The organism is Pseudomonas khorasanensis, assembly GCF_014268505.2.
GTDB lineage: Bacteria > Pseudomonadota > Gammaproteobacteria > Pseudomonadales > Pseudomonadaceae > Aquipseudomonas > Aquipseudomonas khorasanensis.
In genome coordinates this window covers 113,389-137,248 of the sequence record NZ_JABWQP020000003.1, presented here as the reverse complement: position 1 = coordinate 137,248, position 23,860 = coordinate 113,389, and the positions used below count along the sequence as shown (strand labels likewise).

Annotated in this window: 24 protein-coding genes; 11 read left to right on the top strand and 13 right to left on the bottom strand. The window is 60.2% G+C overall.

From position 1 onward, the window contains the following. Positions 1-50: 50 nt before the first annotated feature. Positions 51-1,445 (bottom strand): NorM family multidrug efflux MATE transporter, encoded by a 1,395-nt coding sequence (locus HU727_RS09980; protein ID WP_186530958.1) that lies wholly within the window; start codon positions 1,443-1,445, stop codon positions 51-53. Between the two features lie 159 nt (positions 1,446-1,604). Between HU727_RS09980 and HU727_RS09975 the strand changes: the two genes are divergently transcribed. The 3 genes from HU727_RS09975 (at position 1,605) to HU727_RS09965 (ending at position 6,078) form a co-directional block, all read left to right on the top strand. Continuing rightward, on the top strand, positions 1,605-2,525 hold the full coding sequence (locus HU727_RS09975; RefSeq protein WP_186530956.1) for a LysR substrate-binding domain-containing protein: 921 nt from the start codon (positions 1,605-1,607) through the stop codon (positions 2,523-2,525). Between the two features lie 188 nt (positions 2,526-2,713). Continuing rightward, on the top strand, positions 2,714-4,690 hold the full coding sequence (locus HU727_RS09970; protein ID WP_186530954.1) for a methyl-accepting chemotaxis protein: 1,977 nt from the start codon (positions 2,714-2,716) through the stop codon (positions 4,688-4,690). A 173-nt stretch (positions 4,691-4,863) separates the two neighbouring features. Next, positions 4,864-6,078, top strand: a complete 1,215-nt coding sequence (locus tag HU727_RS09965) for an aldose 1-epimerase family protein (RefSeq protein ID WP_186530952.1) — start codon at positions 4,864-4,866, stop codon at positions 6,076-6,078. Here HU727_RS09965 and HU727_RS09960 read toward each other — a convergent pair. Together HU727_RS09960 and HU727_RS09955 are read right to left on the bottom strand one after the other, a co-directional pair. Then, positions 6,075-7,568, bottom strand: coding sequence for a YifB family Mg chelatase-like AAA ATPase (locus HU727_RS09960; protein ID WP_186530950.1), 1,494 nt, complete (start codon positions 7,566-7,568; stop codon positions 6,075-6,077). The two genes, HU727_RS09965 and HU727_RS09960, sit on opposite strands and share 4 nt — an antisense overlap. Before the next feature lie 446 nt (positions 7,569-8,014). After that, on the bottom strand, positions 8,015-8,275 hold the full coding sequence (locus HU727_RS09955) for an accessory factor UbiK family protein (protein ID WP_007920416.1): 261 nt from the start codon (positions 8,273-8,275) through the stop codon (positions 8,015-8,017). Positions 8,276-8,671: 396 nt separating this feature from the next. On the opposite strand from HU727_RS09955, the gene glnK reads away from it, so the two are divergent. The 4 genes from glnK (at position 8,672) to sutA (ending at position 11,453) form a co-directional block, all read left to right on the top strand. Beyond that, positions 8,672-9,010 (top strand): P-II family nitrogen regulator, encoded by a 339-nt coding sequence (gene glnK, locus HU727_RS09950; RefSeq protein ID WP_186530948.1) that lies wholly within the window; start codon positions 8,672-8,674, stop codon positions 9,008-9,010. Between the two features lie 37 nt (positions 9,011-9,047). Beyond that, entirely contained in the window at positions 9,048-10,385 is a 1,338-nt protein-coding gene (locus HU727_RS09945; RefSeq protein ID WP_024014776.1) for an ammonium transporter, read from the top strand. Between the two features lie 214 nt (positions 10,386-10,599). Further along, positions 10,600-11,025, top strand: a complete 426-nt coding sequence (locus HU727_RS09940; RefSeq protein ID WP_186530946.1) for a secondary thiamine-phosphate synthase enzyme YjbQ — start codon at positions 10,600-10,602, stop codon at positions 11,023-11,025. Between the two features lie 101 nt (positions 11,026-11,126). Then, the gene (gene sutA / locus HU727_RS09935) at positions 11,127-11,453 is read left to right on the top strand and encodes a dormancy-specific transcriptional regulator SutA (protein ID WP_186530944.1); all 327 of its coding nucleotides are present in this window, start codon (positions 11,127-11,129) and stop codon (positions 11,451-11,453) included. 165 nt (positions 11,454-11,618) lie between these two features. Here the strand turns inward: sutA and HU727_RS09930 are convergent, their stop codons facing one another. Genes HU727_RS09930 through lptM form a run of 6 tightly spaced genes read right to left on the bottom strand, consistent with a single transcriptional unit; the run spans position 11,619 to position 16,216 of the window. Then, positions 11,619-12,317 carry an HAD family hydrolase gene (locus HU727_RS09930; RefSeq protein WP_186530942.1) on the bottom strand — a complete coding sequence of 233 codons (699 nt, stop codon included), beginning with the start codon at positions 12,315-12,317 and terminating at the stop codon, positions 11,619-11,621. Further along, a complete protein-coding gene (gene xerC / locus HU727_RS09925; RefSeq protein ID WP_186530940.1) occupies positions 12,314-13,213 on the bottom strand; it encodes a tyrosine recombinase XerC in 900 nt (299 codons plus the stop codon). The genes HU727_RS09930 and xerC overlap by 4 nt, the downstream gene beginning before the upstream one ends. A 2-nt stretch (positions 13,214-13,215) precedes the next feature. Beyond that, positions 13,216-13,941: a DUF484 family protein gene (locus HU727_RS09920; protein WP_186530938.1), complete on the bottom strand. Its 726-nt coding sequence runs from the start codon at positions 13,939-13,941 to the stop codon at positions 13,216-13,218. A gap of 13 nt (positions 13,942-13,954) precedes the next feature. Beyond that, positions 13,955-14,785 carry a diaminopimelate epimerase gene (gene dapF / locus HU727_RS09915; protein ID WP_186530936.1) on the bottom strand — a complete coding sequence of 277 codons (831 nt, stop codon included), beginning with the start codon at positions 14,783-14,785 and terminating at the stop codon, positions 13,955-13,957. Positions 14,786-14,788: 3 nt separating this feature from the next. Continuing rightward, positions 14,789-16,036 (bottom strand): diaminopimelate decarboxylase, encoded by a 1,248-nt coding sequence (gene lysA / locus HU727_RS09910; RefSeq protein ID WP_186530934.1) that lies wholly within the window; start codon positions 16,034-16,036, stop codon positions 14,789-14,791. A gap of 9 nt (positions 16,037-16,045) precedes the next feature. Continuing rightward, the gene (gene lptM / locus HU727_RS09905) at positions 16,046-16,216 is read right to left on the bottom strand and encodes an LPS translocon maturation chaperone LptM (protein WP_016772589.1); all 171 of its coding nucleotides are present in this window, start codon (positions 16,214-16,216) and stop codon (positions 16,046-16,048) included. 198 nt (positions 16,217-16,414) lie between these two features. On the opposite strand from lptM, the gene cyaY reads away from it, so the two are divergent. The 3 genes from cyaY (at position 16,415) to rnk (ending at position 17,522) form a co-directional block, all read left to right on the top strand. Continuing rightward, positions 16,415-16,747 (top strand): iron donor protein CyaY, encoded by a 333-nt coding sequence (gene cyaY / locus HU727_RS09900; protein ID WP_186530932.1) that lies wholly within the window; start codon positions 16,415-16,417, stop codon positions 16,745-16,747. 4 nt (positions 16,748-16,751) lie between these two features. After that, a complete protein-coding gene (locus HU727_RS09895) occupies positions 16,752-16,976 on the top strand; it encodes a DUF1289 domain-containing protein (protein WP_186530930.1) in 225 nt (74 codons plus the stop codon). Between the two features lie 126 nt (positions 16,977-17,102). After that, positions 17,103-17,522 (top strand): nucleoside diphosphate kinase regulator, encoded by a 420-nt coding sequence (gene rnk, locus HU727_RS09890; RefSeq protein WP_186530928.1) that lies wholly within the window; start codon positions 17,103-17,105, stop codon positions 17,520-17,522. A 9-nt stretch (positions 17,523-17,531) separates the two neighbouring features. On the opposite strand, the gene HU727_RS09885 is transcribed toward rnk, so the two are convergent. The 3 genes from HU727_RS09885 to HU727_RS09875 form a co-directional block, all read right to left on the bottom strand. After that, positions 17,532-20,375 carry a class I adenylate cyclase gene (locus tag HU727_RS09885; RefSeq protein ID WP_186530926.1) on the bottom strand — a complete coding sequence of 948 codons (2,844 nt, stop codon included), beginning with the start codon at positions 20,373-20,375 and terminating at the stop codon, positions 17,532-17,534. Between the two features lie 182 nt (positions 20,376-20,557). After that, entirely contained in the window at positions 20,558-20,803 is a 246-nt protein-coding gene (locus HU727_RS09880; protein WP_186530924.1) for a TIGR02647 family protein, read from the bottom strand. 194 nt (positions 20,804-20,997) lie between these two features. Next, positions 20,998-21,288: a hypothetical protein gene (locus HU727_RS09875; protein ID WP_186530922.1), complete on the bottom strand. Its 291-nt coding sequence runs from the start codon at positions 21,286-21,288 to the stop codon at positions 20,998-21,000. A gap of 123 nt (positions 21,289-21,411) precedes the next feature. Here HU727_RS09875 and HU727_RS09870 point away from each other — a divergent pair, with 123 nt between their 5' ends. Then, positions 21,412-22,071, top strand: a complete 660-nt coding sequence (locus HU727_RS09870) for a glutathione S-transferase family protein (protein WP_186530921.1) — start codon at positions 21,412-21,414, stop codon at positions 22,069-22,071. A 99-nt stretch (positions 22,072-22,170) separates the two neighbouring features. On the opposite strand, the gene argH is transcribed toward HU727_RS09870, so the two are convergent. Continuing rightward, on the bottom strand, positions 22,171-23,565 hold the full coding sequence (argH, locus tag HU727_RS09865) for an argininosuccinate lyase (protein WP_186530918.1): 1,395 nt from the start codon (positions 23,563-23,565) through the stop codon (positions 22,171-22,173). Between the last annotated feature and the right edge of the window lie 295 nt (positions 23,566-23,860).

The window sequence follows — 23,860 nt, the reverse complement described above, 5'->3', positions numbered from 1 at the left end:
CTTGGGATGCATTCCCTTGTGGAGCTGCCGAAGGCTGCGATCTTTTGATCTTAATCCGCTCCGATGGCCTCGAACCTCTCCGAAACCGGCTCGCGCCGAATCATTCGCTTCATCTTCCATTCAAACGCCAGAGTCAGGCTCACCGCCGCGCACGCCAACCCCAGCGCCAGACCCCACCAGACGCCCGTCGGCCCCCAGTTGAGGTGGAATGCCATCCACCACGCCGCCGGCGCGCCAATCAGCCAATAACAACCGAGCCCCACGAGAAACGTGGTCTTGGCGTCTTTCAAACCACGAATACAACCCATGGCAATGGTTTGTGTCCCGTCGAACAGCTCAAACCACGCGGCCACCGCCAGCAGACTCACCGCCAGCCGGATGACCTCGGCAAACGCCGGATCGTTATGATCGAGGAACAGGCCGACCAACTCGTTCGGCCATAGCCAGAACACCAGGGCAAAGCCAAGCATCACCACCGCGCCGAAGGCGATGCCAACACGTCCAGACATGCGCGCATCGACCAGTTGCCCGGCGCCATAGTGCTGGCCGACGCGCATGGTGATGGCGTAAGACATACCGGCCGGCACCATGAATGCCACCGAAACGATCTGCAGAGCGATCTGATGCGCTCCCATTTGCGTACTGCCCATGGTGCCCATGCAGAGCGCGGCAAAGGCGAACAGCCCGACTTCCACCGCGTACGTGCCGCCGATGGGCAGGCCCAGCCGCCAGAGCTCTTTCAGGTACTGCCGGTTCGGCCGCAACAGGCCGGCGCGCAGCGGATAGACGTCATACGCCGGGTGCCGACGAATATGCCAGGCCAGCGCCAGCGCCATGCAGTTGGCAACAATCGCGGTGACGAGCCCGATGCCCATCAAACCCAATTGCGGCAGGCCGAACATGCCGGTAATCAGCGCGTAATTTAGCAGGAAGTTGGCCACGGTCCCGGCAAGGCTGATCACCATGACGGGTGTCGCCCGGCCGATCGCACTGGTAAAGCCGCGCAAGGCCATGAAACTCAAATAGCCCGGCAAGGCGAAGGGCAGGGCGATCAGAAATTGCCCTGCCGCGTTGACGTTGGTTTCGGTCTGGCCGAACAGCAACAGCACCGGTTCGAGGTTCCACAGCAGCAGTCCGGCGCCCAGCGCCATCAACCAGGCCAGCCACAAACCGGCCTGAGTCAGCCGTGCCGCGCCGATAATGTCGCCTGCGCCCTGACGGATCGCCACCAGGGTGCCGACGGCTGCGATCACGCCGATGCAGAAAATCGACACGAACGAATAGCTCGCCGCGCCGAGGCCGCCACCGGCCAGTGCTTCGGGGCTCAGGCGAGCCATCATCAGGGTGTCGGTCAGCACCATCAGCATGTGCGCCAACTGTGAAGCAATCAACGGCCCTGCCAGCCGCAGGATGGCCCAGAGTTCGGTGCGCACAGGATGCTGCATGGTCATCGTCACCCAAATATCAGAAAGAACAGGATACCGTCGATTCTCGGCGCTTGGCAGGCTTTGCACAAAGGGATAAAAAGGATGGGTTGCATGATTAAAACTCATGCTGAAAAATCCTGGCCAGATTGGCTGCATCCCGGTACTGGAGCTTTGTGTATGTCCCGACGCCTTCCGCCGTTGTATGCCCTGCGCGCATTCGAAGCAGCAGCGCGACACAGCTCGTTCACTCGCGCGGCTGAAGAACTGTCGATCACCCAGAGTGCAGTCAGTCGGCACATGCGCACCCTTGAAGAACATTTCGCCTGCCGTTTGTTTCATCGAAGCGGCCGGAACTTGCAACTCACCGAATCGGCTCGGTTGTTGTTGCCCGGTATCCGTGAAGGCTTCGCCGCCCTTGAGCGGGCGTGCAATACCCTGCGTGCCGAGGACGACATCCTGCGCATGAAGGCGCCATCGACGCTGACCATGCGCTGGCTGCTGGCGCGGCTGAGCCGTTTTCGGCATTTACAGCCGGGCAATGAGGTGCAATTGACCAGCGCCTGGATGGACGTCGATTCGGTGGACTTCAACAATGAGCCATTCGATTGCGCCGTGTTGCTCAGTGACGGGCACTTTCCGCCGGACTGGGAGGCGAGTCTGTTGTTTCCTGAAGAACTGATCCCGGTGGGCGCGCCGAATCTGCTGAACGATCAACCGTGGGATGTCGCGAGACTGGCCAGCGCTGAATTGCTCCATCCGACTCCGGATCGACGGGACTGGCGCAGCTGGCTGGAGCGCATGGGCCTGTCCGACCAGGTGTCGCTAAAAGGGGGACAGGTTTTCGATACGCTGGAGCTGGGCATGATTGCGGCGGCGCGCGGCTACGGGGTGTCGATGGGCGATTTGTTGATGGTCGCTGAAGATGTGGCGCAAGGGCGGTTGAGTCTGCCGTGGCCAACGGCGGTCGCCAGTGGATTGAATTATTACCTCGTGTGGCCAAAACCGCGTCCGGGAGGTGAACGTTTGCGCCGCCTGAGTGACTTCCTGCAGGGCGAAGTCCGCGCCATGCAACTGCCGGCGGTGGCGCGCTTGAGCTGAAACGTTCGAGCCGGCACAATGCCACTACTGCGCCATACCCACGCGAAGCGCTCAAGTATTCGGTTTTACCGCCGACTACGAGCATGTGGAACCGTCGTGCCGGTTCGCGCTACACCCCCATTATTAGAATATTTTCCGGGCAATTACCGCGATCAAGGAGGATTCGGTGGCTCGGCCAGGAGCTGTTCATGTCTCAACCACGTGCTCGGATCGCGTCGCAGCTGGGTCTTGCCCTCGCTGTGATATTGGCGATTGTCATCTCTGGCAGTACGGTTTTTGCTTTGCGTTCGCTGGATTCCGCCAACCTCGCCACGCGTGAAGAGCACCTGGCCAGCGAGGCCCGGTTGCTCGCCGATCAGTTGAGTACCTTTCACGGCACACTGCGTGAAAGCACCCTGCGTTTGAGCGGCCTGTTCGAGAAACGTTTCGGCAGCGGCTTGAGCGTGCATCCAGACCAGCCAGTGACCGTGGCCGGCATTCAAACGCCGGGGTTGCATCTGGGCAGCGAGGTGCTGAATAACAACTTCAAGGAAGTTGATGAATTCAAGCAGATGACCGCCGGCGTGGCCACGGTGTTCGTGCGCAGCGGCGAAGACTTCATCCGCGTCAGCACTAACGTCACCAAGCAGGACGGCACCCGTGCCATTGGCACCGTGCTCGATCACGCCAACCCGGCTTACGCGCGGTTGATGGCCGGGCAAAGTTTTGTCGGGCGCTCCTTGTTGTTCGAACGCTACTACATGTCGCAATACACCCCGGTGCGTGACGCTGGCGGCAAGATCATCGCCGTGTTGTACGTCGGCTTCGATTACACCGACGCGCAGAACGCACAGTTCGCCAACCTCAAGCGCTTCCGCATCGGTCAGACCGGCTCGCTGGCCTTGCTCGACGAGCAGAACAAGTGGCTGGTGCCGATTGCCGGCGTCGAAGCCTTGGACCAAGCCGCTCCGGCGATTAATAATCTGGTGAAAACGCCTGGCAAGGGCCAGTTCTGGAATGACAACGGCGAAGACTTCTACAGCGTTGCCGTGCCGTTCGAGGATGGCCCATGGTCGGTGGTGGCGAGCATGCCGAAAGCCGAGATCCGGGCGGTGACCTGGAGCGTCGGTACGCAACTGGCCATCGGCAGTCTGTTGGCAATGTTGCTGGCAGTCGGCTCCGTGGTCTGGCTGCTGCGCAGCAAACTGGCGCCGCTGGGCGATCTGGTGCGCCAGGCTGAAGCGTTGGGTGCCGGTGATCTGAGCGTGCGCCTGAATGTGTCGAGCCACGACGAAATCGGGCAGTTGTCCCGTGCCTTCAACCAGATGAGCCAGGCACTGTCGACCATGGTCGAGCACATCCGTCGCGCCTCGGAAGAGGTCAACAGCCGTGCCCAGGCCTTGTCCGGCTTGTCCGGCGGTGCGTACGAGGGGATGGAGCAGCAGTCGGGCGAAATCACCAGCATGGCCGGTGCCGTGGAAGAGTTCAGCGCCACATCGTTGAACATCGCCGACAACATGGGCGCGACCCAGCGTCTGGCGCAGGAAAATGCCCAGCAAACGCAGATCGGTCGCAGCTCGATGGAAGAAGCGTCGTCTTCGCTTGAGCAAATCGCCGGTGCGCTGAACAGCACCGCGACGGTGATCAATACCTTGGGTCAACGCTCCCAGGAAATCGGCGGCATTGTCGGGGTGATCACCTCGATTGCCGAACAGACCAACCTGTTGGCGCTCAACGCTGCGATCGAAGCGGCCCGCGCCGGCGAGCAGGGCCGTGGCTTTGCCGTGGTGGCTGACGAAGTGCGCAGCCTGGCCTCGCGTACCCGTCAGGCGACCGATGAAATCTCCAGCATGATCCACAGCATCCAGCAGGAAACCGGCAACGCGATCAGCACCATGGAGCAAGGCAATGTGCTGATGCAGGAAGGTCTGTCGCGTAACGCCAATGTCGCCTCGGCGCTGGCGCGGATCGATGAGCAGAGCCGTTCGGCAGGGCAGCAATTTGCTGCGATCACTACCGCGACGCAAGAGCAGAGCAGCACCGCGACGTTGCTGAGCAGCAATTTGCAGAGCATTGCGCTGGCCAACAGTGAGCAACGTGAGGTGGTGTCGAATCTGGCTATAACCGCCAAAGAGCTTGAAAAGCTGGCATCGGATCTGCGCTCCGAGGTTGATCGCTTCCGTTGATTCGCCTTTGAAACAGCGTTCGCGAGCAGGCTCGCTCCCACAGTTTTCGGTGTGAATCGCAGTTTTTTGTGAACACCCGAGATCCCTGTAAGAGCGAGCCTGCTCGCGAATGCGCTTGCTGAAACGTTTCCGCAGCGCTATAAAAATGGCACAACTCCAAAAAGGCTGCTGCCATGACTCCGCTCAAATTCATCGTCGCCCTCGGCGCATTCTCCGCTGCCTCCCATGCCATGGCCTGGGACTATGTCCTGCTCGATGCCAACACCCCTGCAAAAAACTGGACGATCACCAGCGAACAACTCGGTGTAAAAACCGCCAAACCGTTTTCCGTGACCCTGCGCACCCTGCACGGTGGTCGCCAGGAGGGCGTGAGCATTGTCGATATCGATAACGGCACGATGAAGTTGTCGGTGGTGCCGACCCGCGGCATGAACGTGTTGCAAGCCTCGGTGGGCGATGTGCGCATGGGCTGGGATTCGCCGGTCAAGGAGGTGGTCAATCCGGCGTTCATCGAGCTCAACGGACGTGGTGGCCTGGGTTGGCTCGAAGGCTTCAACGAATTGGTCACGCGTTGTGGTTACGAGTGGGTCGGCCATCCCGGCGTGGATAACGGTGAATTGTTGACCCTGCACGGTCGCGCCGCGAACATCCCGGCCAGCACCGTCACTTTGCACATCGATGAGAAGCCGCCGTATGCCATCACGCTGCGCGGCGAGCTCAAGGAGCAGGCGTTCAAGAAGGTCGATTTCTCGGTCGCCACAGAACTGGTCACCGAACCGGGCAGTGCAAGCTTCGCCCTCAACGACACCCTGACCAACAACGGCGACTATCCGAAAGAATATCAGGCGCTGTACCACAGCAACTTCAGTACGCCGTTCCTCGAGCAAGGCGCGAAATTTGCCGCTCCGGTAAAACAGGTCTCGCCGTTCAACGACAAGGCCAAGGGCGATCTGGCTGACTGGCAGACCTATCGCGGCCCGACCAAAGATTATGACGAAACGGTCTACAACGTCGTGCCTTATGCGGACGCAAAGGGCGATACCTTGACGGTGCTGCACAACAAGGTCGGGAGTCTCGGCGTTGCTGTTGGCTTCAACACACAGCAGCTGCCAGTGTTCTCGCTGTGGAAAAACACCGACACCCAAGGGCAGGGCTACGTGACGGGGCTGGAACCAGGGACCAGTTTTTCCTACAACCGTCGTTATCAACGGCCGCTGAATCTGGTGCCAACTATTGCGCCAAAGGAGCAACGACAGTTCCAGATCAGCTACAGCCTCCTGGCGGATAAAGGTGCGGTGGATAATGCTTTGACGCGCGTGACTGATATTCAGGCAGGGCGCGATACCGAAGTGCGACAGGCGCCCCTGGTTGATCTGACCGAGCATTAAGACGTCGCCGGTCGGTACTGCAGCGCCTCGGCCAGGTGTTCGCGGCGGATTGCATCGACTTGTTCAAGGTCGGCCAGTGTTCGGGCAACTTTGAGCAGGCGATGCGCCGAGCGCAGCGACAGGATCAGTCGCTCACAGGCCGCCTCCAGCCATGTCTCATCGACTTGGGCTAACCGGCAATGGCGCTTCAGACCCGGGAGATCTAGAAAGGCATTGGCGCAGCCCTGGCGTTTTTGCTGCCGCTCCCGGGCGTCCGCCACCAGCGCCGCGGCACTGGCGCTGTCTTCCCCGGGATTCGCTACCGGGTTCAATGCGGTCGCCTCTCGCGCCACTGTCAGGTGCAGATCTATCCGGTCGAGCAGTGGCCCCGACAGCTTGTTGCGATAGCGCTGAACCATGTCCGGCGTGCACGAGCACTTGCCGCTGGGTTCGCCAAGATATCCACAGGGACAGGGATTCATCGCCGCCACCAGTTGAAACCGCGCCGGAAAGCGCACACGGTCCTTGGCTCGCGCGATCACGATATGCCCGGACTCCAGAGGCTCGCGCAGCACCTCCAGAACCTTGCGATCAAACTCGGGTAATTCGTCGAGAAAGAGCACGCCGTGGTGGGCGAGGGTAATTTCGCCGGGCTGCGGTTTCGAGCTCCCGCCAACCAGCGCCGGCCCGGAAGCGGAGTGGTGCGGTTGACGGAAGGGGCGTTGCGGCCAATGAGTCAAAGGCACACCACTGGCGACCGATTGAATCGCTGCCACTTCCAGGGCTTCGCATTCAGAAAGCGGCGGCAACAGTCCCGGCAAGCGGCTCGCCAGCAAAGTCTTGCCTGTTCCCGGCGGCCCGCTGAACAGCAGGTTGTGCGCCCCGGCAGCCGCAATCAGCAATGCACGCTTGGCGGCTACCTGTCCTTGCACTTCATTGAGGTCGGGGTAGGGCTTGGCGGCATGCATCAAACCGTCCGAAATATAAGGCTCCATTGGCGTATGGCCGTTGAAATGCGCCACTGCCTCAAGCAGATGATCCACCGCAAATACTGTCAATCCAGAAGCCAGACATGCCTCTTCGGCATTCGCGCGCGGCACCACCAGGGCGCGCCCGGCCTTGCGCGCCGCCAGTGCTGCCGGCAGCACGCCACGCACCGGCCTGACAGCGCCGGACAACGCCAGCTCGCCAAGACACTCCACCTCATCCAGCGTCAGGCAAGGCACTTGCACACTCGCCGACAGGATCCCCAGAGCAATCGCCAGATCAAACCGCCCGCCATCCTTGGGCAGGTCCGCCGGTGCCAGGTTCAAGGTAATCCGCCGCGCCGGAAACTGCAGCCCGGAATTGATGATCGCGCTGCGCACCCGATCCTTGCTCTCCTTCACCGCCGCTTCGGGCAGGCCGACCATGGTCAGCGACGGCAGGCCGTTGGCTAAATGGACTTCGACGGTAACGGCGGGAGCATCCACGCCTATCTGGGCGCGACTGTGGACGATGGAGAGGGACATGTTCGTTCCTTGAGCTGAATCGGGTGCCGCTTCCTGCGGGTTTTTGAAGGGTAGTCGAGCCGGGTTTCAGTGCTGAAATAGAGGTTTACAAGACGTATCAAGACCCGATGGGCTGTCACTGGTTGCCCGCCAAACGAATAGGCTGGCAGCTATGCGCGGGTTGGCGAGCCGGTGAATTCGAAACCGGCAGACCCTGAGGTCTTTCACGCAAAGCCGCCATAACTCGTTGAGAGAAAAATCTCTGTGAGTTTAGTTGCATTGCGTCAAATCCGATCCAGGTCGCCAATCCCGGTGCTGAACATTCAGCATCGGGTGAGCTTAGAAAAATCTGGGCTTTTAGGCGCAATCGGACGGAGGTGGTGCAGGTTGTAGGACGTTGCCTGGATGGTTGAAGGGCTGGAGATCAAAAGATCGCAGCCTTCGACAGCTCCTACAGGGGGAGCGGATTATTCAGCCGGCGGTGTCAGCTTGGCTTCCATCTCGGCGACTTTCGCTTCGAGGCTTTCGAGGCGGGCGCGAGTGCGCGCCAGCACCACCATCTGGCTATCAAACTCTTCGCGGCTCACCAGATCCAGTTTGCTGAAGGCGCTTTGCAGCAGCATTTTGAACTGGCTTTCGATTTCGGCTTTCGGCAGTGGAGTGTCTCCGCTGAAAAGGCGGGAGGCGGTGCCGCTCAGGGCGTCGAGGAAGTCTTTGGGCGCGAGCATGGGAAGTGTCCTGTAAGCAATGGGCGGCAGTGTATCACGCAGTGTCTATCGTCAAATCGCGTCGCCAGGGATGCACGCTTTTCGCGCAGAGGGACGGACTGCTGCGCACCGTTGTTGTGCGTATCGGCAGACGCCTCACCGCATGAGTGCCAACAATAGTTGCCAAGAGATTGAAATGCAGGGTTTTTGTCGAGCTGGCAAGGTTTCTGCTTAGTCACCATCGACCCATGCACTGATGCAGTCGCTGTGACGAATGCAGTGCGACAGACGAGGCGGGGAGTTTCGTCTGATGCGGTTAGCTGGCGTCAACGATGCGTTACAAAGCCAGGCACTGCGCTTAGACTTGAGACGGGTTTGTTTTCCTGGGGCAAGTCCACCAATTCGGGAGAGAGTTTCATGAAGCTAGTCACTGCCATCATCAAGCCGTTCAAGTTGGACGACGTGCGCGAGTCGCTGTCCGAAATCGGCGTGCAGGGCATTACTGTCACTGAAGTCAAAGGCTTCGGCCGGCAGAAGGGGCACACCGAGCTGTATCGCGGCGCGGAATATGTCGTCGATTTTCTGCCCAAGGTGAAAATCGATGTAGCCATCGACGACAAGGATCTGGATCGGGTTATCGAAGCGATAACCAAGGCGGCCAACACCGGCAAGATCGGTGACGGCAAGATTTTCGTGGTCAATCTGGAACAGACGATCCGCATCCGTACCGGCGAAACCGATACCGACGCGATCTAAGCGCCGCCACAAACCCAACGCCCCAGGAGAAAACAATATGACTCTGCGTAAATTCGCAGGGCTAGGCGCCCTGTTGTCCATCGTAATGCCCGGCATCGCCATGGCGGCAGACGAAGTGGCAGCGCCAGTCCTCAATTCAGGCGACACCGCCTGGATGCTCACCTCGACGGCTCTGGTGCTGTTCATGACCATCCCGGGCCTTGCGCTGTTCTACGGCGGCATGGTTCGCTCCAAAAACATTCTTTCCGTGCTGATGCAGTGCTTCGCCATTACCGGTCTGATCAGCATCCTGTGGGTCATTTATGGCTACAGCATCGCCTTCGACACCACTGGCATGGAACAGGGCGTCGTCAACTTCAATTCGTTCTTCGGTGGCATGGGCAAGGCGTTCCTCGCCGGTGTCACGCCTTCGAGCATTACCGGCCCAGCGGCGCTGTTTCCTGAGGCGGTGTTCATTACGTTCCAGATGACGTTCGCGATCATCACCCCGGCGCTGATCGTCGGTGCATTCGCCGAGCGGATGAAATTCTCCGCGATGCTGATTTTCATGGGCGTCTGGTTCACTCTGGTTTATGCACCGATCGCGCACATGGTCTGGTCCGGTAACGGCGGCCTGATGTGGGACTGGGGCGTACTCGACTTCGCCGGCGGCACCGTGGTGCATATCAACGCCGGTATCGCCGGTCTGGTGGCGTGCCTGGTGCTGGGCAAGCGCAAAGGCTTCCCGACCACGCCGATGGCCCCGCACAACCTCGGTTATACCCTCATGGGTGCGGCGATGCTGTGGGTCGGCTGGTTCGGCTTCAATGCCGGTTCCGCCGCTGCGGCTAACGGCACTGCCGGTATGGCCATGCTGGTCACCCAGATCGCTACCGCCGCCGCCGCACTGGGCTGGATGTTTGCCGAGTGGGTCACCCACGGCAAGCCAAGCGCACTGGGCATTGCTTCGGGTGTGGTTGCCGGGCTGGTTGCGATTACTCCGGCCGCTGGCACCGTGGGCCCGATGGGTGCATTGGTGATCGGTCTGGCCGCAGGCGTAGTGTGCTTCTTCTGCGCCACTACCCTGAAACGCAAACTCGGTTACGACGATTCTCTGGACGCGTTTGGCGTGCACGGTATCGGCGGTATCCTCGGCGCGATTCTGACCGGTGTGTTTGCAGCACCTGCGCTGGGCGGCTTTGGCACCGTGACTGACATCGGCGCGCAGGTCTGGATTCAGATCAAGGGCGTGGGCTTCACGGTGATCTACACCGCGATCGTCACCTTCATCATCCTCAAGGTCCTGGACGCCGTCATGGGTCTGCGTGTGACCGAGGAAGAAGAGTCGGTCGGCCTCGACCTCGCACAGCACAACGAACGCGGCTACAACCTGTAGGCACGCGCAGTAAAAAATTGCCCGGTTCGCCGGGCATTTTTTTGTCCGGGATTTGTCATTCAATGAGCGGCTGAAAGGTTTTTTCTTACGGCTTTGGTCGTCTTTACGACGAGGGTTTTTCTGCGGGCAATGGCTTACACCGCTGCAGGAATATTAGGGCCTTTGTTTTTTTTCAGAGCACGCTAGAATGCGCCCCGAACGAGCGGAGAACTGTATGTGGCAACAGACTCTGATAACCCTGCAGGCAAGGCCTCGGGGCTTTCATCTGATAACGGACGAGCTGATCAAAAGCTTGCCTGAACTCAAGACCTGTCGGGTCGGTCTGTTGCATTTGTGGCTGCAGCACACCTCGGCCTCGTTGACGATCAACGAGAACGCCGATCCGGCGGTTCGTCGCGATTTCGAACGTTTTTTCAATCGTCTGATCCCACAAGGAACGGACGGCTATGAGCACAACGACGAAGGCCTGGACGACCTCCCGGCGCACTTCAAGGCCAGCGTGCTGGGTTGCCAGATCAGTCTGCCGGTTTCGGCAGGGCGGTTGGCACTGGGTACCTGGCAAGGCGTTTATCTGGGCGAGCACCGTGATCATGGCGGTGCCCGCAAGGTTCTCGCCACTTTGCACGGTGAAGAGACATAAGCCGCTGATCAGCAGCGGTGGAAGATTTTTTAACGGCGGCTTCGACAGCCGCCAAAGCTGGTCTATAACTAATCTGCTTTTGGCAAGTCATGAGGTAGAACATGAGCGACGATGATCTGGAAAACGACGACCTCGAAGTAGGCGACGAAGACGAGGCCGAGGAAGGCCTGGAAGCGGCAGCGGAAGACGTTGCTGGAGACGATGGCGGTGACGATACGCCGGCCCCGGCTGCCAAAGGCAAAGCCAAGGCGGCGGTGTCGGTAGACGAGTTGCCGAGCATCGAAGCCAAGAACAAGGAGCGTGATGCCCTGGCGCGAGCCATGGAAGAGTTCCTTGCGCGCGGTGGCAAGGTGCAGGAAGTCGAAGCCAACGTCGTTGCCGATCCGCCCAAGAAGCCGGACAACAAGTACGGTAGCCGCCCTATCTGAGGCGTGCCGCTTGCTTGCTGAAAAAACCCGCCGTCGCTGCGGGTTTTTTTATGCCTGAGGCAAATGTGGGAGCGAGCCTGCTCGCGAAAACGGTCTTCATTCAACCAAGAAGTTGACAGGCCGGACGCCTTCGCGAGCAGGCTCGCTCCCACAGGGGTTTAAATATCAGGCATTCCAGCGTGCCAACACCGCTGGCAATTCAGTCAGGCTGCGAATCTCGGCATCCGGCAAGCGCTCGGCTTCCCAGACCTTGCCTGCCGGATTGAACCACACCGCTCGCAAACCAGCCTGCTGCGCACCGGCAATGTCATCGCCGGGATGATCGCCGATATGCACCGCCGCTTCCGCGCTTACGCCGCCTCGCTGCAATGCCTCGTGAAACAGGCGCGCATCCGGTTTGGCGATGCCGATGTCTTCTGCACACAGCGCAAACTTGAAGTAATCCGCCAGCCCCAACCGGCTTACATCGGCGTTGCCGTTGGTGACCACCCCTAGTGCGTAATCATTGGCGAGCAGCTCCAGCAGCGGCTCGACTTCCGGGAAGACCTCGATTTGATGACGCGCATGCAAGAACACGTCGAAAGCCTTGTCGGCCAGCGTCGACGCCTCGCCGTGGGCATACCCGGACTCTTCCAGCGCGTGCAACAGCACGCGCCGACGCAATGCGCTGATGCGGTGTTTGAGCCCCGGCTCGCTGGCGAGCACGCGTTCGCGAATCGCCCACAAATGCTCGACCGGCACCGCGCCAAGATTCGGCGCATGTTCGCTCAGCCATTCGCGCAATACGGTTTCGGCGCTGGCAATCACGGGCGCGGTATCCCACAGGGTGTCATCAAGATCGAAGGTGACCAGCTGAATGCTCATGAATCATCGCCTTTCATGCGTTTGGCCCGTGGGTGGGCGCTGTCGTAGACCGCCGCCAGATGCTGGAAGTCCAGGTGGGTGTAGATCTGCGTGGTTTTGATGTCCGAGTGGCCGAGCAGTTCCTGTACCGCGCGCAGGTCCTGCGAGGACTCCAGCAAGTGGCTGGCGAAGGAATGCCTGAGCATGTGCGGATGCAGGTTCTGCCCCAATTCGCGCTCGCCGGCCAGTTTGACCCGCACCTGAATCGACCGTGGACCTAGGCGCCGGCCTTGCTGGCTGACGAACACGGCGTCGTCCGCCGGATTGGTCATGACCCGCAGCGGCAGCCATTGCTCCAACGCCTCGCGAGCTTTCTTGCCCACCGGGAGCAGCCGGGTCTTGCTGCCCTTGCCGAGCACCTGAACCATGCCGTCGGCGAGATCAAGCTGATCAAGATTAAGCCCGGTCAGCTCAGACAGGCGCAGGCCGGAAGAATAGAACAGCTCGAGAATCGCCTGATCGCGTCGGGCGAGAAAGTCATCCTCCACCGCGCCTTCCAGCAGTTGCAGGGCGCGGTCGGTGTCGAGGGTTTTCGGCAGGCGGCGTTCACCTTTTGGCGGTGCCAGGCCGGTGGCCGGGTCGTGGTCGCACAGGCCTTCACGGTTCAGATAATGATAGAGGCCGCGTACCGCCGACAGCAGGCGGGCGAGGCTGCGCGAGGACTGGCCTTGCGCATGCAGACGGGCGACCAGGCTGCGCAGACGCTGGATGTCCAGCGCGGCCCAGCTGCCGATGTTCTGCTTGATGCACCAGCCGAGCACCTTATCGAGGTCGCGGCGATAAGCCGACAGCGTGTGCGGCGACACCTGTCGCTCACTGCGCAGATGTTCGCAGTAAGCGTCCAGTTGCCGTTCCATGTTCAGCGTACCGAGCGCAGGGGGTTGTTGACCCGTGGCAGCACGCGGCCCATGACTTCGGCGATATAGCTGAGGAACAGCGTGCCGACCGAACTCTTGTAGTGCTGCGGATCACGGCTGGCGATGGCCAGAATGCCGTGAATGCCTTGATGGCTGATCGCGACGACGGCCGTGGAGCCAATCTGCTTGCGCTGTTCTTCGCCGAACAGGAAGTCCAGTTCGTGTTCGCGCAAGCTGCCACTGACGCTTTTGCCTTCGGTAAGCAGACCGCCAATGGCGGTTTGCGCGTCGGCGTGGGTCACCCAGCGGCCGACCGGTGCCGGGTTGTCGCCGAGCAGAATCAGGCTGACGAAGGGCACCTGGAAATCCTGGCGCAGGCTGTCTTCGACGCCGATCACCACGTCTTCCAGACTCGATGCATCCATCAGGGCGAGGATCAGGCGGCGAGTCTTTTCGAACAGGCGATCGTTGTCACGGGCCACGTCCATCAAATGCGAAAGCCGATGGCGCATCTCGATGTTGCGCTCGCGCAGTATCGTCATCTGGCGCTCGACCAGCGAGACAGTGTCACCGCGCTGGTGCGGAATACGCATCGCCGGCAGCAGTTCTTCGTGCTCGACGAAGAAATCCGGATGAGCTTCCAGGTAGGCGGCTACCGCCGCCGCCTCAAGGCTTTCGGGCGCTGATTCGTCGGACGGTCGGGCGGGTACCTGAGGCTTGTCGGTCATGATTTCTGCTCGCTCAAAGACGTACTTGTCCTTCGTATACACGCACTGCCGGACCGGTCATCAACACCGGTTGGCCAGGGCCTGCCCACTCGATGGACAGACGCCCGCCGGGCAGGTCGATCAACAGCGGCGAATCCATCCACCCCTGACTGATGGCCGCAACCGCCGCCGCACAGGCGCCGGTACCGCAGGCCTGGGTTTCCCCGGCCCCGCGTTCCCAGACGCGCAATTGCGCACGGTGGCGGTCGATGACTTGAAGGAAGCCGACATTGACCCGTGCCGGGAAGCGCGGATGGTGCTCGATCTTCGGCCCCAGTTCATGCACGGGCGCACTGTTGATGTCCTCCACGCGAATCACTGCATGGGGATTGCCCATTGACACGGCGGCCAGGTCGACCGTGATGCCATCGACTTCAAGCTTATAGCTGTTGGCCTGGGCTGGCGCTTCGAACGGAATGTCCACAGGCACCAGGCGCGGTGCGCCCATGTTCACGCCGATCTGGCCGTCGTTACGCACGTCCAGCTCGATGATGCCGCCCTTGGTTTCGACGCGGATCTGGCGCTTGGCGGTAAGACGCTTGTCGAGCACGAAGCGGGCGAAGCAGCGTGCGCCATTGCCGCACTGTTCCACTTCCGAACCATCGGAGTTGAAGATGCGGTAGCGGAAATCCACGTCCGGGTTGCTTGGCGCCTCGACGATCAGCAACTGGTCGAAACCGATACCGGTATGGCGATCACCCCATTGCTTGGCGTGTTTGGGTTGAATGTGCGCGTGCTGGCTGACCAGGTCGAGAACCATGAAGTCATTGCCCAGGCCGTGCATTTTGGTAAAACGCAGCAGCATGGGTTACTCCGGCAGCAGGCTTTCGCCGGCAAACAGCTCGGCCACGGTTTCGCGGCGACGCACTTCAAATGCTTGATCGCCATCTACCAGTACTTCGGCAGCACGGCCACGGGTGTTGTAGTTGGAAGCCATCACAAACCCATAGGCGCCTGCCGAATGCACGGCCAGCAGATCGCCTTCAGCCAGGGCCAGTTCGCGGTCCTTGGCAAGGAAATCGCCGGTTTCGCAGATTGGGCCGACGATGTCGTATTTGCGCGCAGCGGTGTCACGCGGCTTGACCGCTGTGACGTCCATCCACGCCTGATACAGCGCTGGCCGGATCAGGTCGTTCATCGCCGCATCGACGATGGCGAAGTCCTTGTGTTCGGTGTGCTTGAGGTACTCGACCTGCGTCAGCAACACGCCACCGTTGGCGACGATGAAGCGGCCCGGCTCGAACACGAGCGCCAGATCACGCCCGCTCAGACGCTCGCGCACGGCTTTGATGTAGTCGGCAGCCAATGGCGGCTCTTCATCGCGATAGCGCACGCCCAAACCGCCACCCAGATCAATGTGGCGCAGATGAATGCCGCAATCGCCGAGGCGGTCGACCAGATCGAGCAAACGATCCAGTGCATCGATGAACGGCGGCAGGGTGGTCAGTTGCGAACCGATGTGGCAGTCGACACCGATCACTTCCAGGTTCGGCAAATGCGCGGCACGCACGTACACGTCTTCGGCGTCGGCAATGGCGATGCCGAACTTGTTTTCTTTAAGACCGGTGGAAATGTAAGGGTGGGTACCGGCATCGACGTCCGGGTTGACGCGCAGCGACACCGGCGCGCGAACGCCCAGTTCGGCAGCGACGAGTTGCAGACGCTCAAGCTCGTCGGTGGACTCGACGTTAAAGCAGTGCACCCCGACTTCCAGCGCCCGGCGCATGTCGTCTCGGGTCTTGCCAACACCGGAGAATACGATTTTGTCGGCGCTGCCGCCGGCGGCAAGTACGCGTTCCAGTTCGCCACGGGAAACGATGTCGAAACCGGCGCCTAGACGGGCCAGGACATTCAGAACACCGAGGTTGGAGTTGGCTTTGACGGCAAAGCAGACCAGGTGCGACATGCCCGCCAGCGCATCGGCGAAGGCCAGATACTGAGCTTCGATGTGCGCGCGCGAATAGACATAGGTGGGCGTGCCGAAGCGGTCGGCGATGGCGGACAGCGCCACACCTTCCGCGAACAGTTCCCCGCCACGGTAGTTAAAAGCGTCCATGGCGATCCCTTAGTAAACGTCGTGCTTGTGTGCTTTGGACGGTTGCTTTTGCGAAGACTGTGCTTGTTCGGCCGGGTCCTGGTCGTCGTCGGGCAGGTACAACGGGCCTTTTTGACCACAGGCCGACACCAGGCAGGCAACCGCGACGAGCGCAGCAAGGGAAGAGATCAGGCGCTTCATGGCGAAATCCTTGAAAATGCGTTAATTGCGCCGGAGTATACCGGCCACCCGGCAGCTTGCCTATGCGAGGGGGTTCCCGTCCGGCGGTGTTTGTAATGGCGCTGCGGGTGCTTGGTCGTATTCCTTTGCAATCGGCCGGCAGCGTCCGTATCTTTCGGCTGCTTGAGCCTGATCAGACATTTTTTTGAGGTTGCCGCAATGAGTTTGACCGAAGCCCGTTTCCACGACCTGGTCGACGCCACCCAGCAATCGCTGGAAGACATTTTTGACGAAAGCGAACTGGACATCGATCTGGAAAGCTCGGCCGGCGTGCTGACCGTCAAATTCGAAAACGGCAGCCAATTGATTTTCAGCCGCCAGGAACCTCTGCGTCAGCTGTGGCTGGCGGCCGTGTCCGGTGGTTTCCACTTCGACTACGACGAAGAGAGCGAGCGCTGGATGTGTGACAAAAGCGAAGAACAACTGGGCGAAATGCTCGAGCGCATCGTCAAGCAACAGGCCGGTGCCGAATTCGATTTCGAAGGTCTGTGATTTCGTGACCGACACCGCGCCAATCCGTCCGCCGAAGCCGCTTTACAGCAATGTCAGCCCGGCGGTGCCTTCGCCTTGCAGCGGCGTTTGCCGGCTGGATGAACAGAAGGTTTGCCTGGGCTGCTTCCGGCATGTGGAAGATATCCGCGAATGGCGCTCGGCAGACGATGAGCGGCGTCGCGTGATCGTCTCCCAGGCGTCACAGCGCAAGCAGTCCAACGGGGCGTGACTTGTATATTTTTTGAGCTGTGATAGTGTCCGCAGACGCCTCAAACCACCGAGGCACGGTGAAAACCCCGTCTTTTTTGGCGGGGTTTTGCTTTTTTTGTGCAGAAGAAAGGAGTCTGCCTGGATCATGACCGCACCTTCCATCACCCTTACCCGTCTGGACGTGCAACGTCTGGAACGCCTGATCGACAGCCTGAACGAGAAAGACCAGGCTGCGCCGGGCGTGATTGCACTGCAAACCGAGCTGGACCGCGCCGATACCGTGGTCGGCCACGATGAAGTGCCTGCTGATGTCGTGACGATGAATTCCCGCGTGCATTGCCGCGAAGAAGGCAGTGGCAAGGATTACCACCTGACGCTGGTTTATCCAAAAGACGCCAATGCCGACGAAGGCAAAATCTCCATTCTGGCGCCGGTAGGCAGTGCGCTGCTGGGCCTGAAGGTCGGTCAGCACATCGACTGGCCAGCTCCGGGCGGCAAGTCGCTGAAGCTGACCTTGCTGGAAGTGGAATCGCAGCCGGTCAACGGCGGCGCGTTTCCCGAGTAAACCCTCGCCTCAAACCTGTTCGAGCGCTTCATTCAACGAGCGCTCCAGGTCCGCCTTGTAGCGCAGATACAAATTGCTTGAGCTGTGGCCGTCGCCGAGCAGGCCTGACAGGTCGAGATCGGTGATGTAGCAGCGATAGCGCTCGGTCTCGCGGCGCTGCTTGACGATTTCCCGGGCGACCACGCTGAACAGTTGGTCGCCATGCTCCAGCTCGCTGAATTCCCGCTGATTGCAATACAGGGTGACCTGCACTTCGCCGTGCGCGGCTTTGCCGATGATCGCCTGCACGTCGTAGAACGGCTTGTTGGCCGGTGTCTGCGGTGCCGATCGGGTTTCGACTCTGCGTGAGCGCCCCGGGCCGGACGGCAACAGCTGGTAATACAACGTTTCAAGACCGCCAGCAGGGCCGCCGTCCATCGGCTGCAGCGCTTCACGCCGGTACTGGATCGATTGCAGAAAACGTTGCAACGGCACCAGCAGACTTTGCTCGTCGTGATACGGCAATTGCTGCTGCCACAAGGCATTGAACTCATCCAGCACGTACAGCTCGGCCTGCTCTTCGCTGATGCGATAGAACACCTGAATGCATTCCGGCTGGCCCATCGGCAGGATCAGCGCCAGGTCGTGGTCTTCAAGTGCCATCGGGTCGAGGTGCAGCGGGCTGTAGCGCGGTTGCTCTTCGCCGAGGTAATCGAGCAGTGCCGGCAACGTGGCGAGGGCGACGTGATTGACCTGACCCGGCACCAACTCCAGCACGTGATAGTGCTGCTGTACCTGAATCAGGTAGCGATGATTCAAGTCACTCAGGAGCAGGGTCTGCGCGGTGTCGACGATTTCTTCGACGCGGCGGGCAATGAATTGCGCCCGGTTGTGGCAGAAACAGCGCACTTTCAACGATGGCTGCACAGACCCGCGTGGCAGGTTGTTGAGGTAGTCGCGCAGGCAGTCGAGCAGCGCGTGCGGACCGTCGAAACGATTGACCAACACTTCGTTCCAGCTGTTGAGCGTGACCTGATCGAGGGTGAGGACGAGGTTTTCGCGTACCCCGGCGTAACTCAATGAGTCGGTACGTTCGGTGGTCATCAGAATGTTCAGGTCGCGGTGATGCTTGAGCGGGTCAACGCCGACGTTCACCAGCAACAGTACTTCGGTTGGCACAGCGGCGCGCAGCAACGGCTCTTCGGCAACGGTAGGCAAAGGCAGGGCGATGCATTGCTGCAGGCTGCCAAGCAGGTTGAACAACTCGAACTCGCTCAGGTCGCTGGTGCCGGGGTGCAGCGCCAGGCGAGTGCTGCTGTCGATCACGCCGTTGCGGTGGCACCAGGTCAGCAGTTCGAGCAATTCGCGGCTGCGCTTGATCGGCGCAAAATGCTCCCACTCCAGCGCCGTGAGGCTCCCGTTGTACAGCCCCCAATGGGTCTGCCCCGGCTCTTTTTTGTTCGGCGACTGCACCAGCGTCAGCGTGTCTTCGGCCAGGTCCGGGGCGATGCCGGGGTTGATGAACTCGACCTTGTCGGCCTTGCGCTCGAAAGCTGCGTACAGACGACGACCAAGGACATTGAGGTCGCGCTTGTTGATCAGGCTGACGGTCTGTTCACTGCGGGCAAACTGGGTCAGGAAGCGATAGCTGTAGTTGAGTTCATTGACCAGCGCGCGACGCTCGGCGCTGACCTGACGGACTTTCCACTGGCTCCGACTGTCGAGCAGCGCCAGTTGCCGCTGGTCCCACTGCCACTCATTGGCCAGACGCTCCAGCAGCGAGCGCTGCCAGCTCTGGGCACGGCTGGTGCCGGTGAGCTTGCGGTTGACCTTGAGGTACAGCGAGCGGCGCACCAGTTCCAGGCGTTCCGGCTCGTTGCGGGCGATGAGGTATTCCTCGATGCGCCGGTACACGACCATGTACGGGTCCAGCTCATCGAGATCGAGCTGATTGGCGAACACGGCTTTTTTGAAACGCAGGCTCAGGCACTGCACGTGGGGGTGTTCGCTGGCGTAAACCTCGGTCAGCAGCAGTTTGAGCACTGATTTGTACGGCGACTCAATACCTTTGAACAACTGCCACAACCCGGCACCGATGAACTCACCTGGCGGAATCGTCGCCATGTGTCCGAGGTCGAGGGTTTCGTCGGCGCGTATAAAGCGTTTGGACAGCAGGGTATGGGTGTAAGCGTCGTAGGCCGTTTCTTCATAAACCGGCACCAGCCACCAGATCGGCGTGCGCCCGGCCAGCCAGATCGCTGTGCGGTAAAACTCGTCGAGCAGCAGATAGTGCTGGGTGCTGCCGCAGTTCTCCGAACTGAGCTGGGAATCCCGTTCGCCTTTGACGAAGCGCACCGGGTCGATCAAGAAGAAATGCGCTTCTGCGCCCTGAGTTGCGGCCCAGGTTTCCAGCAACTGGCACTTTTTGCTCAACTCGGCGAGTTCGCTTTCACTCAGGTCAGGCGCATGGCAGACCCACACGTCCATGTCGCTCTGGTCGGCCTGCGCCAGCGTGCCGAGGCTGCCCATCAGAAACAGGCCATGAATCGGTCGCGGCGGGTTGCTGCCATGGCGTGGCTTGTAGGCAAACGAACGGGTCAGGCGTTGCGCTTCGGCCAGAGTTTCGGCGTCCGGTTCGTAATTCGACAGGCCGGCCGGTGTACTGCCCGAGACATAACCGGGCAGCAAGGGATGATTGACGTGAAAGAACAGCGGCAGCAGGGTCAGCACACTTTGCTGGCGCGTCGATAAACCTTCGAGCGCTCGGCTCAGGCGACCTTCATTGAGTTTGAGAAACCGTGCGCGCAGTTGGCTGAGTACCTTGCGGTCGATTCCTTCGTCCAGGTCGGGGCGGATTTCGTGGGTGCGCGTCATGTCAGCTCAAACCGGCTTGCAGGCTCGGACGTAGAGGGTCTGGGAATGGCGGCAGTTTAGCCTCTGCGCTGCAGGACGTTTAAGCTGAATTTGTGCTCTGACGTCAGATTTCCATCGGGAGTGGCCGGGTGGGCCCGCGGAAATCCCGTGGCAGGAGTTCCCGTGGGCAAAGTCAGGGAGGATCAGGCGGTTTCTTGCTCTTTCAGAATCGTCAGCACGGTCTGCACATTTTGCGCGGCATCGCGTCCCAGACTGGTCAGATAACCGCCATCCGGCTGGTCGGTAAGTTCTTTTTCAAAGAGGCGTTGGGCGGCGGCAATGTGTTTCGGGGCAGCGGTCTGATGAATTTTCAGGCCTTCCTGGGAACTGTCCAGGGGGAAGAGTGCAAGGACTTCCAGTTCGGCAACCAACTCAGGGCTAAGCGACATAAGGACTCCAGACTTTCTAGGAATTGGACGACAACGCCAATAAGGTGAACCCGCTTTTGCGGCCTGTCCAGTGCTCAGGCCAGGGATTTTGTCTTGAGGCGAATTCCAGTGTAGTCGGGGCCAGTAAGTTGGCTGGATAGATACGTAACAAACATTGTGGGAGCGAGCAGGTCGCTCCCACAGAAATCATGTTGTTACTGTTTTTCAGGTGGCAGCTCTGGCAATGCGCGCAACGCCGTTTCGTACCATTGGGTGTCGAACGGGCGGTCTTCATCGAGCATCGCATCAATCTCATGGGCCAGAACGTGGGCCATCAGGTTGAGAATCTCCTCGCGCTCCATGCCCACCAGCGTCAGCTTGTTGAACGTCGCCTTGGCTGCCGGCGGGTTGTCGCTTTCGATCTGGTTTTCGATGGCTTCGATCAGCGTCGCCTCGGTGAATGCTTCTTCGTCGTCATCGTTGACGATATCTGTCGGCTCGCTCATGGCAGGCTCCTCAAGGAAAGGCGCCAGTTTACCCGCATTCAGCGGCGTGATGCTGCTGGCGGGAAATGCCGCCGCGATCTATAAACAGGCACTGCCCACCCCACCCGGCCTGGAGGCTCTGTGATGTTCAAACTCTACGGATTCTGCGTCAGCAACTACTACAACATGGTCAAACTGGCCCTCCTGGAAAAAGGTTTGCCATTCGAAGAGGTGACCTTCGCCCCGACGCAAACCCCGGAATCACTGGCGATCAGCCCGCGTGGCAAGGTTCCGGTGCTGGGCGTCGAGGCCGGTTACATTAACGAAACCGCGATCATCCTTGAATATCTCGAACAGACCCAGGAAGGCAAGCCGCTGCTGCCGGGCGATCCGTTCGAGCGTGCACAGGTGTTGGCGATTGCCAAGGAGATCGAGTTGTATATCGAGCTGCCCGGCCGGGCCTGTTATGGCGAAGCGTTTTTCGGCGTGAGCCTGCCGGAGGCGATCAAGGAAAAGACCCGGACCGAGTTGCTGCTGGGTTTTGCAGCGCTGGGCCGCCACGGCAAATTCGCTCCGTATGTGGCGGGTGACAGCCTGAGCATTGCCGATTTGTATTTTCTTTATAGCGTGCCGCTCGCCTGTGCGGTCGGGCAAAAGCTGTTCGGAATCGATTTGCTGGCCGACATGCCGCAGGCGAAAGCGTTGCTGGAGCGGCTTGAGCAAAATCCGCATGCGCAGAAGATTGCAGCGGACAAGGATGCGGCGATGCCGGCGTTTCTGGCGATGATTGCTGCGAAGAAGTAGGGTTTGTGTCGTACCTATTCGCGAGCAGGCTCGCTCCCACAAAGGAACGCATTCCAATGTGGGAGCGAGCCTGCTCGCGAAGCTTTTAGCTTTTAGCGCTTAACGGCTGGCAATCAAGGCCTGACCGCGCACGACGGCGGCTTTGACCTGCGCCGGGGCAGTCCCACCGATGTGGTCTCGGGCATTCACCGAGCCTTCCAGGGTCAGCACGGCGAAGACGTCCTGCTCGATCTGATCACTGAACTGGCGCAGTTCTTCAAGACTCATTTCGGCCAGATCCTTGCCGCTGTCGACACCGTATTTCACGGCGTGGCCAACAATCTCGTGACAGTCACGGAACGGCAGGCCACGGCGCACCAGATAGTCCGCCAGGTCGGTCGCTGTGGAAAAACCGCGCAGGGCCGCTTCACGCATGATGGCATGTTTCGGTTTGATCGCCGGGATCATGTCGGCGAACGCACGCAGCGAATCGCGCAGGGTGTCGGCGGCATCAAACAGCGGTTCCTTGTCTTCCTGATTGTCCTTGTTGTAGGCCAGCGGCTGGCCTTTCATCAGGGTCAACAGGCCCATCAGCGCGCCGAATACACGACCGGTCTTGCCACGCACCAGCTCCGGCACGTCCGGGTTTTTCTTTTGCGGCATGATCGAGCTGCCGGTGCAGAAGCGATCCGGCAGATCGATGAACTGGAACTGCGCGCTGGTCCACAGCACCAGCTCTTCGGAGAACCGCGACAGATGCATCATCGCGATGCTCGCGGCCGAGCAGAATTCAATGGCGAAGTCGCGGTCCGAAACGTTGTCCAGCGAGTTGCCGCCGACGGCGTCGAAACCCAGCAGTTGCGCGGTGTACTCGCGGTCGATCGGATAAGTCGTGCCCGCCAGCGCAGCGCTGCCCAGCGGCATGCGGTTGGTGCGTTTGCGGCAATCGACGAGGCGCTCGTAATCGCGGCTGAGCATTTCGAACCAGGCCAGCATGTGGTGGCCAAAGGTCACCGGTTGCGCGGTCTGCAGGTGAGTAAAGCCCGGCATGATGCTCGCGGCTTCGCGCTCTGCTTGCTCCAGCAGGCCTTTTTGCAGGCGGGTGATCTCGGCCAGGATCAGGTCGATCTCGTCGCGTAGCCACAGGCGGATGTCGGTGGCGACCTGGTCGTTACGGCTGCGCCCGGTGTGCAACTTCTTGCCGGTGACGCCGATGCGGTCGGTCAGGCGTGCTTCGATGTTCATGTGCACGTCTTCAAGGTCGATGCGCCAGTCGAACTGGCCGGCCTCGATTTCGCTTTGAATGGTCTTCAGGCCATCGATGATGCTGTCGCGCTCGGCATCGGTCAGCACGCCGACCTTGGCCAGCATGGTAGCGTGGGCGATCGAGCCCATGATGTCGTGGCGATACAGGCGCTGGTCGAAAGTGACGGAGGCGGTGAAGCGGGCGACGAAGGCGTCGACGGGTTCACTGAAGCGGCCGCCCCAGGACTGATTGGTCTTGTCAGTGCTCATGAATTCGCTCGTATCGGCTTGGAGAAAAGGCGTGGAATGCAGGCGCGGATAATAACAGGGTTGCCAATCGTGTCGTTGACACAGGTCGATACGTTTTTTCCGGCCGGGGAGCGCTGGCCTGCGTTTTCTGCAAAGAATTTGCGAAAGGATATTTTTCGATTGAGCAATATCGTTCCGACGAACGTCTACAGTGGACATAAGGGTTGGTGCGAATGCGGATCATGCAAAGGTCCGGCCACCGACTGTTAAGAAGAGGGGGCGGGTGAGTTGTCCTTGAGTCAACCCCGTGAGAAAC

Coding starts and splice junctions, on each gene's coding strand:
- HU727_RS09980 (WP_186530958.1), bottom strand. CDS start 1,445: ATGCAGCATCCTGTGCGCACCGAACTCTGGGCCATCCTGCGGCTGGCA.
- HU727_RS09975 (WP_186530956.1), top strand. CDS start 1,605: ATGTCCCGACGCCTTCCGCCGTTGTATGCCCTGCGCGCATTCGAAGCA.
- HU727_RS09970 (WP_186530954.1), top strand. CDS start 2,714: ATGTCTCAACCACGTGCTCGGATCGCGTCGCAGCTGGGTCTTGCCCTC.
- HU727_RS09965 (WP_186530952.1), top strand. CDS start 4,864: ATGACTCCGCTCAAATTCATCGTCGCCCTCGGCGCATTCTCCGCTGCC.
- HU727_RS09960 (WP_186530950.1), bottom strand. CDS start 7,568: ATGTCCCTCTCCATCGTCCACAGTCGCGCCCAGATAGGCGTGGATGCT.
- HU727_RS09955 (WP_007920416.1), bottom strand. CDS start 8,275: ATGCTCGCGCCCAAAGACTTCCTCGACGCCCTGAGCGGCACCGCCTCC.
- glnK (WP_186530948.1), top strand. CDS start 8,672: ATGAAGCTAGTCACTGCCATCATCAAGCCGTTCAAGTTGGACGACGTG.
- HU727_RS09945 (WP_024014776.1), top strand. CDS start 9,048: ATGACTCTGCGTAAATTCGCAGGGCTAGGCGCCCTGTTGTCCATCGTA.
- HU727_RS09940 (WP_186530946.1), top strand. CDS start 10,600: ATGTGGCAACAGACTCTGATAACCCTGCAGGCAAGGCCTCGGGGCTTT.
- sutA (WP_186530944.1), top strand. CDS start 11,127: ATGAGCGACGATGATCTGGAAAACGACGACCTCGAAGTAGGCGACGAA.
- HU727_RS09930 (WP_186530942.1), bottom strand. CDS start 12,317: ATGAGCATTCAGCTGGTCACCTTCGATCTTGATGACACCCTGTGGGAT.
- xerC (WP_186530940.1), bottom strand. CDS start 13,213: ATGGAACGGCAACTGGACGCTTACTGCGAACATCTGCGCAGTGAGCGA.
- HU727_RS09920 (WP_186530938.1), bottom strand. CDS start 13,941: ATGACCGACAAGCCTCAGGTACCCGCCCGACCGTCCGACGAATCAGCG.
- dapF (WP_186530936.1), bottom strand. CDS start 14,785: ATGCTGCTGCGTTTTACCAAAATGCACGGCCTGGGCAATGACTTCATG.
- lysA (WP_186530934.1), bottom strand. CDS start 16,036: ATGGACGCTTTTAACTACCGTGGCGGGGAACTGTTCGCGGAAGGTGTG.
- lptM (WP_016772589.1), bottom strand. CDS start 16,216: ATGAAGCGCCTGATCTCTTCCCTTGCTGCGCTCGTCGCGGTTGCCTGC.
- cyaY (WP_186530932.1), top strand. CDS start 16,415: ATGAGTTTGACCGAAGCCCGTTTCCACGACCTGGTCGACGCCACCCAG.
- rnk (WP_186530928.1), top strand. CDS start 17,103: ATGACCGCACCTTCCATCACCCTTACCCGTCTGGACGTGCAACGTCTG.
- HU727_RS09885 (WP_186530926.1), bottom strand. CDS start 20,375: ATGACGCGCACCCACGAAATCCGCCCCGACCTGGACGAAGGAATCGAC.
- HU727_RS09880 (WP_186530924.1), bottom strand. CDS start 20,803: ATGTCGCTTAGCCCTGAGTTGGTTGCCGAACTGGAAGTCCTTGCACTC.
- HU727_RS09875 (WP_186530922.1), bottom strand. CDS start 21,288: ATGAGCGAGCCGACAGATATCGTCAACGATGACGACGAAGAAGCATTC.
- HU727_RS09870 (WP_186530921.1), top strand. CDS start 21,412: ATGTTCAAACTCTACGGATTCTGCGTCAGCAACTACTACAACATGGTC.
- argH (WP_186530918.1), bottom strand. CDS start 23,565: ATGAGCACTGACAAGACCAATCAGTCCTGGGGCGGCCGCTTCAGTGAA.